The 14,762-nt window shown below is 33.6% G+C and carries 8 protein-coding genes; 4 read left to right on the top strand and 4 right to left on the bottom strand.

What is annotated here, in order from left to right; all coding sequences use genetic code 11:
- Nucleotides 1–195: 195 nt before the first annotated feature.
- Both ABWO08_RS06190 and ABWO08_RS06185 read left to right on the top strand, forming a co-directional pair.
- Nucleotides 196–6,468, top strand: coding sequence for a LamG-like jellyroll fold domain-containing protein (locus ABWO08_RS06190; RefSeq protein ID WP_353084361.1), 6,273 nt, complete (start codon nucleotides 196–198; stop codon nucleotides 6,466–6,468).
- 9 nt (nucleotides 6,469–6,477) lie between these two features.
- Nucleotides 6,478–7,389 (top strand): PorP/SprF family type IX secretion system membrane protein, encoded by a 912-nt coding sequence (locus ABWO08_RS06185; protein ID WP_353084360.1) that lies wholly within the window; start codon nucleotides 6,478–6,480, stop codon nucleotides 7,387–7,389.
- 60 nt (nucleotides 7,390–7,449) lie between these two features.
- Here ABWO08_RS06185 and ABWO08_RS06180 read toward each other — a convergent pair whose 3' ends face one another.
- The 3 genes from ABWO08_RS06180 to ABWO08_RS06170 all read right to left on the bottom strand — a co-directional run bounded on the left by ABWO08_RS06180 (nucleotide 7,450) and on the right by ABWO08_RS06170 (nucleotide 9,866).
- On the bottom strand, nucleotides 7,450–8,013 hold the full coding sequence (locus tag ABWO08_RS06180) for a helix-turn-helix domain-containing protein (RefSeq protein ID WP_353084358.1): 564 nt from the start codon (nucleotides 8,011–8,013) through the stop codon (nucleotides 7,450–7,452).
- Nucleotides 8,014–8,054: 41 nt separating this feature from the next.
- Nucleotides 8,055–8,408: a cupin domain-containing protein gene (locus ABWO08_RS06175; RefSeq protein WP_353084356.1), complete on the bottom strand. Its 354-nt coding sequence runs from the start codon at nucleotides 8,406–8,408 to the stop codon at nucleotides 8,055–8,057.
- Between the two features lie 228 nt (nucleotides 8,409–8,636).
- Nucleotides 8,637–9,866, bottom strand: coding sequence for a hypothetical protein (locus tag ABWO08_RS06170; RefSeq protein WP_353084354.1), 1,230 nt, complete (start codon nucleotides 9,864–9,866; stop codon nucleotides 8,637–8,639).
- A gap of 71 nt (nucleotides 9,867–9,937) precedes the next feature.
- On the opposite strand from ABWO08_RS06170, the gene ABWO08_RS06165 reads away from it, so the two are divergent.
- Together ABWO08_RS06165 and ABWO08_RS06160 are read left to right on the top strand one after the other, a co-directional pair.
- Nucleotides 9,938–11,452 carry a T9SS type A sorting domain-containing protein gene (locus ABWO08_RS06165; RefSeq protein ID WP_353084351.1) on the top strand — a complete coding sequence of 505 codons (1,515 nt, stop codon included), beginning with the start codon at nucleotides 9,938–9,940 and terminating at the stop codon, nucleotides 11,450–11,452.
- A 137-nt stretch (nucleotides 11,453–11,589) separates the two neighbouring features.
- Nucleotides 11,590–11,895 (top strand): hypothetical protein, encoded by a 306-nt coding sequence (locus ABWO08_RS06160; RefSeq protein ID WP_353084349.1) that lies wholly within the window; start codon nucleotides 11,590–11,592, stop codon nucleotides 11,893–11,895.
- Between the two features lie 308 nt (nucleotides 11,896–12,203).
- Here the strand turns inward: ABWO08_RS06160 and ABWO08_RS06155 are convergent.
- Nucleotides 12,204–14,762, bottom strand: a 2,559-nt coding sequence (locus ABWO08_RS06155; RefSeq protein WP_353084348.1) for a CUB domain-containing protein, incomplete at its 5' end; no start/stop codon positions are given.

Below are 14,762 nucleotides of genomic sequence, written 5' to 3'. Positions count from 1 at the left end.
TACGGCTGCAAATGTAATTAATAGCACAGAATAATTCCTAATCTTTTAAAAATAAATTATTTCCTCGGATTAATATGTTTTTATAAACTAGCGGATGGGTGTGCTTATGGTTTGCAAATTGAGTTTGCTAAACATATTTGTTAACATTTATTTATATATTTGTAGCTATTACTTGTTAAATTATAACCCAACCCTATGAAAACAAAGATATTTTCAATAGTACTGTTTTTAACTTTTTTTACACTTGTTGCACAAGTACCTTCTTATGTCCCAACTAATGGACTAGTTGCCTATTATCCTTTTAACGGAAACGCAAATGATGTTAGTACAAATGGCAATAGTGGAACTGTAAGTGGTGCAACATTATCAACTGATAGAAATGGCTTGACCAATAGTGCCTACAGTTTTAATGGAACAAGTTCATTTATTACAGTACCTAATAATGCAACTTTTAATTTTCAAAACCAATTTACCTTTTCTTATTGGATTAATGCAGCTTCTTTGTCTGGGTCACAAATGAGTTTAATTTTAAGTAAGCAAATTAATTTTGGAACCGACCAAAATGGATTTAATTCAAATTTAGATGTAGTGGCTTTAAATAATTTTAGAATACAAAATGGCACATCAAATCCTGCATTTTCTCTTAATACACCGACTAATTCTATAGCAACAAACACCTGGTACCATATAGTACAAACATGGAACGGTACACAAGGAACCATCTACATAAACGGAGTATTAACTGCACAAAACACCTCTTCTGCAACATTAGGAAACACCTCAGCCGATTTATTAATTGGAAAAGCAAATTGGGCAGCTGGAAATGTAAAAGTATTTGACGGCAAAATAGACGATATTGGTATTTGGAATCGTGCGTTAACTGCTCAAGAAATTGCTAATTTATACAACCCTTGCGCTACTCCGCCTGCAGCGCCAGTTGCGGCGGCAACGCAAACTTTCTGCGCTACTCCGGCGCCAACGGTAGCCGATTTAGTTGCTACAGGAACTGGTATTCAATGGTATGACGCTGCAACTGGTGGAACATTATTAGCAAGCACCGCAACTTTAACTAACAGCCAAATAGCTTATGCCTCACAAACGGTATCTGGTTGTGAAAGCAACACAAGAACTGCGGTAACGGTAAGCTTAAACGACCCACAAATTACGGCTTCGGCAACCACCGTTTGTAGCGGAACTGCGGTAAATTTATCTGCTGCAAGTTCAACAGTAAACCCATTAACCTGCAACTTACCAACCAATTTACAAAACGGCTTAGTAGGTTATTGGCCTTTCTGCGGAAACGCAAATGATGCTTCAGGTAACAACAATAACGGAACGGTGAATGGGGCTACCCTTACAACAGACCGCTTTGGGAATGCAGCTAGTGCGTATAGTTTTGATGGCTTAAGTAATGTAATTTCTGTCCAAGATAGTAACTCTCTTAATCAAAATGTATTTACAATTTCATCATGGGTTAATGGCCTTGACTATAATGGTTTTAAACAAATATTATCAAAAAACATAGGTACATCAAATAACGAATCAATTAATTTAGTAATTAACAATAATTCTAATTGGAACCTAACAGCACAAATAGGTGGCTTAGGGTATTATGGCACTTTAATTCAATCACCAAACACTATTAGCGAACAACAATGGCATCATATTGTTTATCTCTATAATGAAAATACAAACTCTCAAAAACTATTTATAGATGGATTATTAGTTGCAAATAATACAACTACAAATTTAATTCAATTTGATAACAAACCTCTCACATTTGGAGCTCAGTTAGAATTCAACTTACTGCAATATTTTTTCAATGGAAAAATTGATGATATCGGTTTTTGGAACCGCACTCTTTCTGTATCAGAAATAAACCAATTATATACTTCTGCGCCATCTTACCTATGGTCAACAGGTGAAACAACCGCTACAATTAACCCAACTCCAACGGCAACCACAACTTATTGGTGTGATGTAACCGTAAACGGAGTGACTTGTAGAAAATCAGTTACAATTACTGTAAACAGCACTACGCCAGTACCAACAGGAGCGGCAACACAAACTTTCTGTGCGACTCCGGCGCCAACCGTAGCCGATTTAGTTGCTACAGGAACTGGTGTTCAATGGTATGATGCTGCTACTGCTGGTAACTTATTAGCAAGTACAACTTCTTTGGTAGACGGCACGACTTATTATGCTTCACAAACCGTATCCGGTTGTGAAAGCACAAGAACTGCGGTAACAGTTAGCTTAAACGATCCACAAATTACCGCTTCGGCAACAACTGTTTGTAACGGAACTGCTGTGAATTTATCTGCTGCAAGTTCAACTGTAAACCCATTAACCTGCAACTTACAAACCAATTTACAAAACGGCTTAGTAGGTTATTGGCCTTTCTGCGGAAACGCAAATGACTCTTCAGTAAATGGAAATAACGGAACCGTTAATGGCGCAACTTTAACTACCGACCGTTTTGGGAATGCAGATAGTGCGTATAGTTTTGATGGGGTGAATGATTATATATCGGTACCTAACATAGCAGGAAGTGGAAATCAAGCGAGATCAATTTTTGTTTGGGTAAAATATGATTCAACAAGTGGTTACTTGTGTGCAATTTCTACTGGAAATCCTTCAACATGTAACACATTCAATTTATTTGCTAACATGAATAATTCCAATGGAAACATTGGAGTTATGGGATTTAATCCATGTGATTTCTATTCAGCAACTACTAACATGAATAATGGACAATGGCATAATATTGGAGCTGTTTATGATGGGCAAGGAAATTTAAAAACATATTTGGATGGATATGAATTTAGTAGTTCATTAATATCTTTTAATACAATTGGGCAGAACAATTATTTTGGTGTTAACAACCATAATATGTCTGCTTATTTTTCGGGAATACTTGATGATATCACCATATACAACCGTGCACTTTCTTCAGCGGAAATTACTCAACTTTACAATAACAATCAAACCACTTACCTATGGTCAACAGGGGAAACTACGGCTACAATTAACCCTACTCCAACGGCAACCACAACTTACTGGTGTGATGTAACGGTAAACGGGGTTACTTGTAGAAAATCAGTTACAATTACTGTAAACAGCACTACGCCAGCACCAACAGGAGCGGCAACACAAACTTTCTGTGCGACTCCGGTGCCAACAGTAGCCGATTTAGTTGCTTCAGGAACAGCAATTCAATGGTATGACGCAGCAACTGGCGGTAACTTATTAGCAAGTACCGCAACCTTAACCAACGGTCAAATAGCTTATGCTTCACAAACCGTATCCGGTTGTGAAAGCACCGACAGGCTTGCCGTAACTGTAAGCTTAAACGATCCACAAATTACCGCTTCGGCAACAACCATTTGTAGCGGAACTGCAGTGACTTTATCGGCTGCAAGTTCAACTGTAAACCCATTAACCTGCAACTTACCAACCAATTTACAAAACGGCTTAGTAGGTTATTGGCCTTTCTGCGGAAACGCAAATGATACTTCAGGAAATAACAATAACGGAACCGTTAATGGGGCAACTTTAACTACCGACCGTTTTGGAAATGCGAATAACGCGTATAGTTTTGATGGTGTAAGTAATTATATAACAGTTCCAAATAGCTCATCACTTTCTAATCTTTCAAATAATACATTTAGTTGCTGGGTTAAACCAAGTTCATTCTATGGCGGATCGAGTCAGGGTAATGCATTAATTTCAATAGGACTAAATTCAAACACCGGACCATTAACGATATGTTATCAGGATGATGATAATCCTGGAACTATTAATCTAAATAGTGAAAGATTCAAATATGGAACTTATATAAATGGAACCTTCACAACTCTTTGGGGAAATACTATAATTAATTTAAATAATTATTATCATGTTGTAGGAACCTACGATAATAATTCTATCAAAATATATGTTAATTCAATTTTAGATGCAGAATTTAACACTAACATTAACATCCCAACTACTCAAGGTAATTTATTGATTGGCAAGTCAATAGAAAATGACTATTGGGTAAATGGAATCATTGATGATGTAGCTATCTACAACCGTGCGCTTTCTTCAGCGGAAATTAACCAACTTTACAATAACAACCAAACTACCTACTTATGGTCAACAGGGGAAACTACGGCTACAATCAACCCTACTCCAACAGCAACCACAACCTACTGGTGTGATGTAACGGTAAACGGAGTGACTTGTAGAAAAGAGATTGAAATTACAGTAAATACCACACCAGCACCTACGGTAATAACTCCGGTTACTTATTGTCAAAATAGTGTGGCAGCTCCATTAACTGCAACTGGGGCCAACTTATTGTGGTATACTGATGCAACTGGTGGAACAGGTACTTCAACTGCACCAACACCTGATACTACAACACCTGGTTCAACTACTTGGTATGTATCACAATCTGTAGCAGGTTGTGAAAGCACAAGAGAAGCTATTGTAATTTATGTGACTCCATCGCCAGCACCACCATTAGTTACTACACCACTTGTTTATTGTCAAAATAGCTCTGCAATTCCGTTAGCGGCAACGGGTACTAATTTACTTTGGTACACTGCTCCAAATGCGGGAATTGGTTCGGCAACAGCGCCAACACCAAGTACTTCAGCTGCAGGATCTGCCTTTTATTATGTGTCACAAACGGTTTTTGGTTGTGAGAGTCCTAGAGAAACTATTGAAGTAAGTATTACTCCAACTCCGCCAACACCAGTTGTAACCTCACCATTAACCTATTGTCAATACAGTAATGCAGTTCCTTTAGCGGCAACTGGTACTGATTTACTTTGGTATACTGCTTCAATTGGAGGTTCTGGATCTACTGTTGTTCCAACTCCGGTTACTACTTTTCCTGGAGTTCGAAATTATTTTGTATCTCAAACAATTTCAGGATGCGAAAGTCCTAGAGCTGCAATAGAAGTTACAATTACTGCTGTGCCATTTCCACCTGCAGTAACTAATCAAGTTAATTATTGTCAAAATAGTATTGCAACACCATTAACAGCTACAGGTACAAACCTGCTTTGGTATACTACGGCAACTGGCGGAACTGGTTCTGCAACAGCACCTACCCCTGACACGACAACTGCTGGAATTACTAATTACTATGTTTCACAAACTGTAGCTGGATGCGAAGGATCAAGAGCAACTATTATTGTAAGAGTAATTGCAACACCTATAGCTCCGCCGGTTTTAACTCCAGTAACTTTCTGTCAGTATAGTACTACTAGTCCCTTAAATGCATTAGGACCAAATTTACTTTGGTATACCGATCCAAACTTAGGTACAGGATCTATAACAGCACCAACACCTGATACCGCAACTGCAGGGACAACCACCTATTATGTATCTCAATCTATTTCGGGTTGTGAAGGTCCACGAGCGGCAATTGAAGTAATAATTAGTGCAGCTCCATCAGAACCAACAGTTACAACTCCAGTAACCTATTGTCAAAATAGTGTAGCATTGCCACTTACAGCTACTGGTACAAACCTGCTTTGGTATACTGCTGCAACTGGAGGAACAGGAGCTGTTTTAGCCCCAACTCCAATAACCACAATTGCAGGAAATACAACCTATTATGTATCGCAAACAGTTTCAGGATGCGAAAGTCTTAGAACTGCTATTGATGTAATAATAAATGCTGCTCCACTTGAACCAACAGGTAATTCATCACAATATTTTTGTGCCAACATCTATCCAACAATTCAGAATTTAGTATTAAATCAAAATTCTATAAATTGGTATAGCTCTGCAACCAGTTCAACTGCTTTAGCGCCAAATACTCCATTAATTCCAAATACTATTTACTATGCTGAACAATTTGACATTATAACTGGCTGTCAAAGTTTAACCCGATTGGCAGTAACGGTGTTTATTATTAATGAAAACGCACCTACAATAGTTGATGATTTGACTTTTTGTGAAGCCGATGAAAAGACTATTGGAGACATAAATACAAATGGCGCTATAGTTATATGGTATGATACTCCAGCAGGTGGCACACCGCTATCAAGTGATTATTTATTAGTTAACAGTCAAGTGCTTTATGCAGCTACCTATAATTCTACTTCGGGTTGTGAAAGTTTGGATAGACAAACGATAACAATAACCACATTTGATTGTGAGGTAAAAGCAAATAATTTACTGACTTTAGATGGGAATAATTTAAATGACAATTTGAATATAATAAATATTGAAAGCTTTCCAGCCAACGAAATTGAAATCTATAACAGATACGGACAAGTAGTATGGAGAACAGATAATTATAACAATACTACAAATACATTTAAAGGTCGAGCTAATTATGGTGGGATATATCGAATAAATGATAATTTACCAACAGGTACTTATTATTATGTATTAAAATATTTTAATCCTTACCGAAATAAATACGAGGTAACAAAGTCCTATTTGTATATCAGTAATAATAATTAAGATTTAAAGATGAAAAAATATATAATTGCATTTAGTTTATTACTAACGGTTTCGGCTTTTAGCCAATCAGAACCAAAACTATCTTTATTTAGTTATAATCCCCTACAATACAATCCAGCTTATGCGGGAGTATTTAACGGACTGAGCGTAAATGGACTTTATAGTTCCCAATGGGTAGGATTTGAAGGAGCTCCAACCACCCTTTTTCTCTCTGCACATTCTAATGTTTTTAGAAGAGAAGTTGGTGCCGGTATTAATATTACCAGTGATAAAATAGGACCCGTTCAAGACAACCAATTTGTTGGAAACTTTGCTTATCATGTTTATATAAACGACGAAATTAATTTAACATTCGGATTAAAGGCAGGGATAGATAATTTTATTATTAACTACGATTTACTTAGCATTGAAAATCCAGAAGAGTTCGGATTAATTCGTGGTTCAGTTTCCCAATACTCACCAATTATTGGTGCTGGAATGTATTTATCTAATGAAAACGGTTACTTTGGATTATCGGTTCCAAACTTGTTAGAAACTAATTTTTATAATGAATTTAAAAATTCGGTAGCTAGTGCTAAACCAAATTATTTCCTGACTGCAGGATATAAATTTGAATTAGGAGATGAAGTATTTGTAACTCCAAATATCTTAACGCGTGTTACCTCGGGAGCACCTGTAAGTAATTTATTTGCTGTGAATTTAGATTTTGAAAACAAAATATTAGGAAGTATAAATATGCAGCCTGGAGCAAGTTTAGGAGGATTTTTTGGCTACCGATTCGAAAATAATATTGCTGTAGGTTATGCTTATGATAATTCATTAAATAAATTTAGCACCAACAACAATGGGTGTCACACCTTTTATATAAGTTTTAAACTTGAAGATTTATTTGAAAATCATTACGGTTACGGGACATTCTAAACTTGATTAGAAAAAACAAAAAACCCCACCAATTGGTGGGGTTTTTATATCATTATAGGCTCAATTTATATTTTCTAAATTTTGAGTTCTTTTCAATTTCATTTTTTTAAAATAAGAAGGAGTTAAACCTGTAATTTTTTTGAATTGATTTGACAAATGAGCTACACTGCTATAATCTAGTATTTGAGATATTTCGGTTAAATTCAATTCATCATAAAGCAACAATTCTTTTACACGCTCTATTTTATGAATGATAATAAATTGTTGAATTGTAATTCCTTTAACTTCTGAAAAAATACTCGATAAATAATTATAATCAAGATGAAGCTTTTCACTTATGTAATTGGAATAATTTGTTTTGGGCACTTCTTCAGTATAATGGACCATTTCTACGATTACACTTTTTATCTTTTCAATTAAGATTGCCCTTTTATCATCTAGAAGTTCTAACCCCGAAGTAGCTAAATTCAATTTTAATTCATTGAATTGGCTCAAAGATAGGTCTTCTAATATCTCAATCATACCTAAATCTACCACAACATAATGGAGTCCTAGGTTTTTCAACTCCTCTTTAACCACCATCTTGCATCGAAGGCTAACCATATATTTTATATAAAGTATCATATAGTATGGCTTAGACATGAATTAATTCATGTAGTTAGAATTCACTCTTCATATCCACTTTTTATAACAGTAGCTACCATTTTAAACTGAACATTTGCATTAAAATGATGTTTTGAATGCGCAGGAATTATTATGCCTTCCCCTAAATTCAATTTATATTTTTTATTGTTAATTGTTAATTCAGCAACACCATCAATAATCTGAATGTAGGTGTCAAATGGAGAAATTTTCTCATCAAGTTCTTCACCAGCATCAAATGAAGAAACTGTAACATTGCCCGTTGTTTTTTTAATTATGGTTTTACTAACAATAGCGTTAGCCATGTATTCAATAATCTCAACGACAATATGAATTTTACTTTTTTCTAATTCTGAATTTTCGAGATTATTTTTCATCCTTATTGTAGTTTTTCTTTAGTAAGTAGCTTAATAAGACTACTAAACAAAGTTGATGAAATTTACATTTAACTAGTTACACTTTTAGTTAAATAAGTTACATATATCCTATATTTAAAGTAAAGATGTCAATAGCTAAGTTAAACTAAACAAAGTCATTACTTTAATTATTTCTATTTATTAATTTTTTTCAGTAGATAAAAATATAAGGTACTTAAGATTTACTTATCATGTAAAATAATTTATTAGATAATCTTTGGTGAATAATGGGTATCCGAGTTTTTTTGAAATTTCTTCAAATTTCTTCAAATATTTTTCACCGTTTATTTTATCTGTATGAAAATTGATGACTACTTTTAATAGCTGAATAACTTCTTTATAACTATATTTAAATTCTGAATCTAGAATATTATTTTTTAATTCATCCTGCCTAAAATAGGAATAAAACAAGCACATTAATTCATATAATTCCAGATGATGTTCTTGATAATAGTATTTAATATTAAATTTTTCATTTGATAGAAAATTTTTTATAAATTCCATTAATGAAAAATTTCTAGAAATAATAGCTATTATCATTAGCTCATAAAAATAATCAAATAAGTTACTTTTTCTGTTAATTCTAAGACTATCAAAATACCTGTAAACTTCAGTAAGGTTATAATCTCCCGAAAGTATCTTTACAGACAATAGCCTACCTTTTAGTATTGGATGAAACTCTTTTGTATCCAATAATTCAAAGCCAGAATAGGAAACTGTCTTTCCATTCAAAAAGTTAATTAGTTGAAGTATTGCTTTAGAAAAACTTTTGATTTGAATGTCAGTTGTATTTTCACTTACATAAGCACTCCATGTTCCGTAATAACCATTTAAATAGGAATAATCTACATGAATACAATAAACAAATTTTAAAAAATTAGCATTTGATAGCAGTTTTTTATTTAAATCTTGTTTTGTTCTAAATAATATTCCAACAGAATTTCCAAAATGGATTATTTCCGAGTAACTAAAATCACGATTATTGAAAAACTTGGTCCTAAATACTTGATCTAATTCATCTATTTTATTTAGATAAATTAATTCTCTGCACAACGAAATCATAAAATCTAGAGCATGTTCATATTTAAAGTCGGACTTATTAATAAATTCAATAATCTCTTCAGAATCTTCATTAATAATATTGTACAGCTTTTCTTTATCACTCCAATACGCTTCATAAGGATTAATTTTTAAATAATGAATGTAATTATTATAACCATTAAATCTTGCAAGAGTATCAAGTGTTCTTTTACTTGGTTTTACATAACTTGCTAAACCAAACAATCGCCTCAGGGTATTATAGTTAACTGATTCATCTGTTCTTTCAATTATAAGTTCCGATAGCAATTGGCAATCACCTCGATCAACAATATCAAAACCCGCATTTTTAACAGTAAGCTCTTTTAAATAGTCTATCATTTTTCAAATGTATCAATTATGTATCAATTATAATTATTTGAAAATGGAAATTTGAAAAAAAAATAGAAATTATGAAAAAATTATTATTTGGTTTATTAATGGTAGTGAGTTTGTACTCAAATGCTCAACCTACAATAACTTGGCAAAAATGCTTAGGAGGATTTCAGTATGATTATGTAGGGGCAATCCAGCAAACAGCAGATGGTGGCTATATCCTTGTGGGCAGTACTAGTTCTACTAACGGTGATATTTCGGGAAATCAAGGTGGATCTGATATTTGGGTAGTTAAACTAAATAGCCTAGGTACCTTTTCATGGCAGAAATGTTTAGGAGGAAGTGTTGATGATTCAGCAGCTTCAATACAGCAAACTACAGATGGTGGCTACATCATAGTAGGTAGTACTAAATCAAATAACGGTGATGTTTCAGGAAATCAAGGTGGATCTGACATCTGGGTAGTTAAACTAAATAGCCTAGGTACAATTGAATATAAAAAATGTTTAGGAGGTAGTTTGGATGATTTTGGGGGATCAATAAAACAAACAACTGATGGAGGTTATATATTAACAGGAATAATGAAGATAAGTAACAATGGTGTATTTAGATCTCTTGTCTATGTATGTAAATTAAATTTTAATTTTACTATTCAATGGTCTTATAGCAAAGGAGGACTTTTGGGGAATAGTTACGGTGGATCAATACAGGTAACTACAGATGGTAATTATATTCTAACTGGCTCCACAGAATCAAATAATGGTGATGTTTCTGGAAATCACGGTGGATATGATATTTGGGTGGTTAAACTAAATAATACAGGTATTCTTTGGCAGAAATGCTTAGGAGGAGTTGGCAATGATTATGGGAGTTCAATAAAGCAAACTATAGATGGTGGCTATATCCTAATGGGTAGTTCTAGTTCAAGTAACGGTGATGTTTCTGGAAATCACGGAGGTTCTGATATATGGGTAGCTAAACTAACTAATTTAGGTGGAATTGAATGGCAGAAATGTCTAGGAGGAGTTCAGTCTGATTTTGCAGCATCAATACAACAAACTACAGATGGTGGTTATATTCTGTGTGGCGATACTTCCTCTTTTGATGGTGATGTTTCTGGTTGGCATGGGGCAGATGATGTTTGGGTAGTTAAACTAACTAATATAGGCGGAATTGAATGGAAGAAATGTTTAGGAGGAACAAATAATGATAATAGTAAAACTATACAGCAAACTACAGATGGAGGTTATATTATAGCTGGTAATACAACTTCAAATGATGGTGATGCTTCTGGAAATCAAGGAGGTAGTGATATCTGGATTGTTAAACTTTCCAGCTTTCTTGGGTTAGAAGAAACATCCAATAATAATTTAGTGTCTTTATTTCCTAATCCAGTGACCAATGTATTAAACCTAAAATTAGAAAATAATTTAGAAATTAATACTTATCAAATAATTAATATTGAAGGTAAAATAATTAATAAAGGGTTACTGAATAAAAATAATAATTCCATTAATGTTGAACAATTATCAAAAGGAGTTTATTTTATAAAGGTAAATGATAATAACTCAATCAAGTTTTTAAAAATGTAACAAAATAATTAGTTAGTTTGATTTAGCAAGAAATAAAAAAATAATTCCTTTTTAACTTGTTAAAAACAAAAAGCTTCAGATAAATCTGAAGCTTTTTTAAAGGACTAACCGCACTACCCCACTTTTTAACTAAAGCCATGACATCGTGGCTTTTTCAATATTATGAAGAATCTATTGAAACTATTACAGAAATTGGATGTTTTGAATGGGAATTTATAGTTGACAAAAGAAATCCAAAAAAACCAATCATTAAAGAATATCATACAAGAAAAACCGAATCGTTTTCTAGAAGTATTTATTTCCTAGAAGAAAATCAACATACGCTTTTCGTTTATCTCACTTCTGGATTTCAACTATCTGGACAAAGTGTCATATACCAATTCAATTGGAACGGCACAGCATTCATAAAACAACCCAAAAAAATATTTTCAACAATTAGATAATACACATCAACCACTTTACAAAGTAAAGCCAACTATTTGAAAATTAGTTATTCCACATCCTGAGCTTGCCGAAGGAAAACCCCTTCACCCTTCACCCTACAAATCATACAATTTAGAAAACCAAGAATAATAAGACAACATATCAACTAAACCACCAAAATAAAAACTCAAACAAACCAGATTATCCTTTGTAAGACATTCAAAAAAGGATATAGAAATAAAATACCCTAATACCTTAATAATACTATATAGAATATATATTTTAAAATGACCTTACTGCTCTAAATAACCCATCGATTGTTTTTTTATTATTCTCTAATGATTTTAACCGATTGATTACTTTCCTGATTACTAAATTTTAATACGTAAACTCCCGAAGCAAAAATGCTTAAATCAATTTCTTGTTTGTTTGCAAATTCTGAAAATTTAGACTTACCTACTTCTTGACCTAAGTAATTGTAGATAACTACTTCGTTAAAATTTGAATTTGTGTTATCAAAAAAGACTTTTGAAGTTGTAGGATTTGGATATAATTTTATTGAATTATTAGAGTCAAAAGTTTCGGATGATAATATTGTACTTGTATAACTTGCGTTCCAGCCATTACTTCTAAAAGATTCGTCTGAAATAAAAGCTACAAACATGCTACCGCCACTTGATGTAAGTGATGGAGGTAAAGTTGTGCCAGTGAATTCATCTAAAACTGAAGCAGAACTATTTGTTCCATCATAAACAATAACGCCATCAAAGCCTAATTCTGTATCAAATGAAGAAAAGGATAACGTAATGTTATTTGCATTTGTAGGTTGAATTAACCAAGTACATTCACTATTATTGGCATATTTATCTAAACCACTACCATCAGTAAATGCTCCACTTGTAGAAGTTAATGTGGTAGTTGAAGAATTACAATAAGAATTTTGAGTTGATGTGTAATTTGCAGTCCAACCTTGAAAAGTGTCTGATATGTCAGAAGTAAATTTAATAAACATACTACCGCCTGTTGATGTAACTAATTGTGGTATATTGCTACCAGTGAATTTGTCAAGCAAAGTTGCATTTGCAGATGTACCATCATAAACCTCAACTACATCATAAATAGAGTTTCCATCTGTTGATGGTTGTTCTAAATCAAATGATGTAAAATTTAATGTTACACTTGTTGCATTTGGTGGTTGAATTAACCAAGAACAATTGCTATTATTACAATAATTATTACTACCACTACCATCAGAAATTGTACCATAATCAGCTGTATTTAAATTTGTTGTTCCCGAGCAAAATGATGAACCTGTTGATGTGTAATTAGCTGTAAATCCTTGTGAAATAGTTGAAAAATCAGAAATAAAAACAACTAACATGACACCAGTTGTAGAAGTTACAGATGCAGGTAGAGAAGTTCCTGAATATGTTACAGGTGTCGTCGTAGCCGTTAAACTATTGTAAATTAAAACACGATCATAATCTAATTCTGTATTGAATGAAGAAAAGTTTAAAGTTACACTTGTCGCGCAGGGTGGTGCTATATACCATAAACATTGTTGGTTATTTGTATAATTATTAGAACCTGAACCATCGCTAAAAGTTCCTGTCGGAGTTGTAAGCATTGTTAACCCACTACACGTTGGAGTAGTAATTATTGAAGTATAATTAGCAGACCAACCACTGAAAGTATTTGAAGTGTCTGAAGTAAACTTTATACACATTGCACCCACTCCTGCAGTTGTCGAAATTGAGGAAGGTAACGCGTTTCCAGAATATGTATCTAATAAAGGAAATGTATCATCCGGGCCATTATAAACTCTAACTAAGTCCCAAGAAGCTTCTGTATTAAATGTTGTAAAATTTAATGATATTTGTGTCGCGCCAGCGGGAGCAATCACCCACTTGCAAGTTGAATTATTTCCATAATTAGCATTATTACTACCGTCCGTAAAAGTTCCTGAACTAGCTGTTAAATTTGTTGTTCCACTACATGAAAAATTTGGATTATTCCCTAAACCAACTGCATACCAAGCATTCCTAACTGCGCTATATTCTGGTGACGGATTGCCATAAAGTTCCTGTGCAGCAAGTAACGAACCATAATACGAATCCATATAAGTTGATGTGTTACTCGGCATATATGTGGTTAAGTTTTTATATGCTATTCGTCGTGCTTTATCAATTCCAATAGAGGTAACTGAATATTGATCGCCTAAATCATTAGTATCAGTTATTGTTGGTGTAGTAGTGTTTTGAGCAAGCAAATAAAACCAATAATTTTGAACACCGCTCAAAGTGTGGACGCCTGCAGTGCTTGTCCAATAAGTACCATTAACAGTATCTGGTTGTCCCTTTGAATTGGGATTTGACATTGACCTTGAAAAACTATCAGGTGCCCCAGAGGGTAAACAAAAATCTTCAAATAATGTCCAATTTGCAGTGCTTGGTTTCGTATGAAATTCAATAGCTGTGCCAAAGATATCTGCAAACGATTCATTTAATGCCCCAGACTCACCTTGATACTTCAGACCGTTGCCCAAATGAAAAAGAGTTGTATTAAGGTTTTGTCTATAAGCAACTACTAAATGTGAAAATTCATGCCCTACACAATCAAGTCCGACAAATGGATTTATCGACAATCCATCACCTAAGCCGTAACCTAAAATATTATTTGTTGCTGATGGATCTGCAAAAGCGTTATTAGGCATTGTACTGGAAATGGATTTGGGCACATTTAAATACTGCTTTAATAAACCACCATTCCCATCAAAACTATTTCTACCAAAGATATCTTGAAAAAAATCATGAGATTTTTCAGCTCCCCAATGAGCATCAATTGCTGGGTTTCCGTTAATACTTTCAACGATATAATTTCCATTATT

This window comes from Flavobacterium sp. (assembly GCF_040383245.1).
Taxonomy (GTDB): Bacteria; Bacteroidota; Bacteroidia; order Flavobacteriales; family Flavobacteriaceae; genus Flavobacterium.
The sequence above is the reverse complement of the archived record's forward strand: the minus strand, read 5'-3'. Positions and strand labels throughout refer to the sequence as shown.

What these genes read in the sequence shown, in the direction of transcription:
- ABWO08_RS06190 (WP_353084361.1), top strand. Translation starts at nt 196, where the DNA reads ATGAAAACAAAGATATTTTCAATAGTACTGTTTTTAACTTTTTTTACA.
- ABWO08_RS06185 (WP_353084360.1), top strand. Translation starts at nt 6,478, where the DNA reads ATGAAAAAATATATAATTGCATTTAGTTTATTACTAACGGTTTCGGCT.
- ABWO08_RS06180 (WP_353084358.1), bottom strand. Translation starts at nt 8,013, where the DNA reads ATGATACTTTATATAAAATATATGGTTAGCCTTCGATGCAAGATGGTG.
- ABWO08_RS06175 (WP_353084356.1), bottom strand. Translation starts at nt 8,408, where the DNA reads ATGAAAAATAATCTCGAAAATTCAGAATTAGAAAAAAGTAAAATTCAT.
- ABWO08_RS06170 (WP_353084354.1), bottom strand. Translation starts at nt 9,866, where the DNA reads ATGATAGACTATTTAAAAGAGCTTACTGTTAAAAATGCGGGTTTTGAT.
- ABWO08_RS06165 (WP_353084351.1), top strand. Translation starts at nt 9,938, where the DNA reads ATGAAAAAATTATTATTTGGTTTATTAATGGTAGTGAGTTTGTACTCA.
- ABWO08_RS06160 (WP_353084349.1), top strand. Translation starts at nt 11,590, where the DNA reads ATGACATCGTGGCTTTTTCAATATTATGAAGAATCTATTGAAACTATT.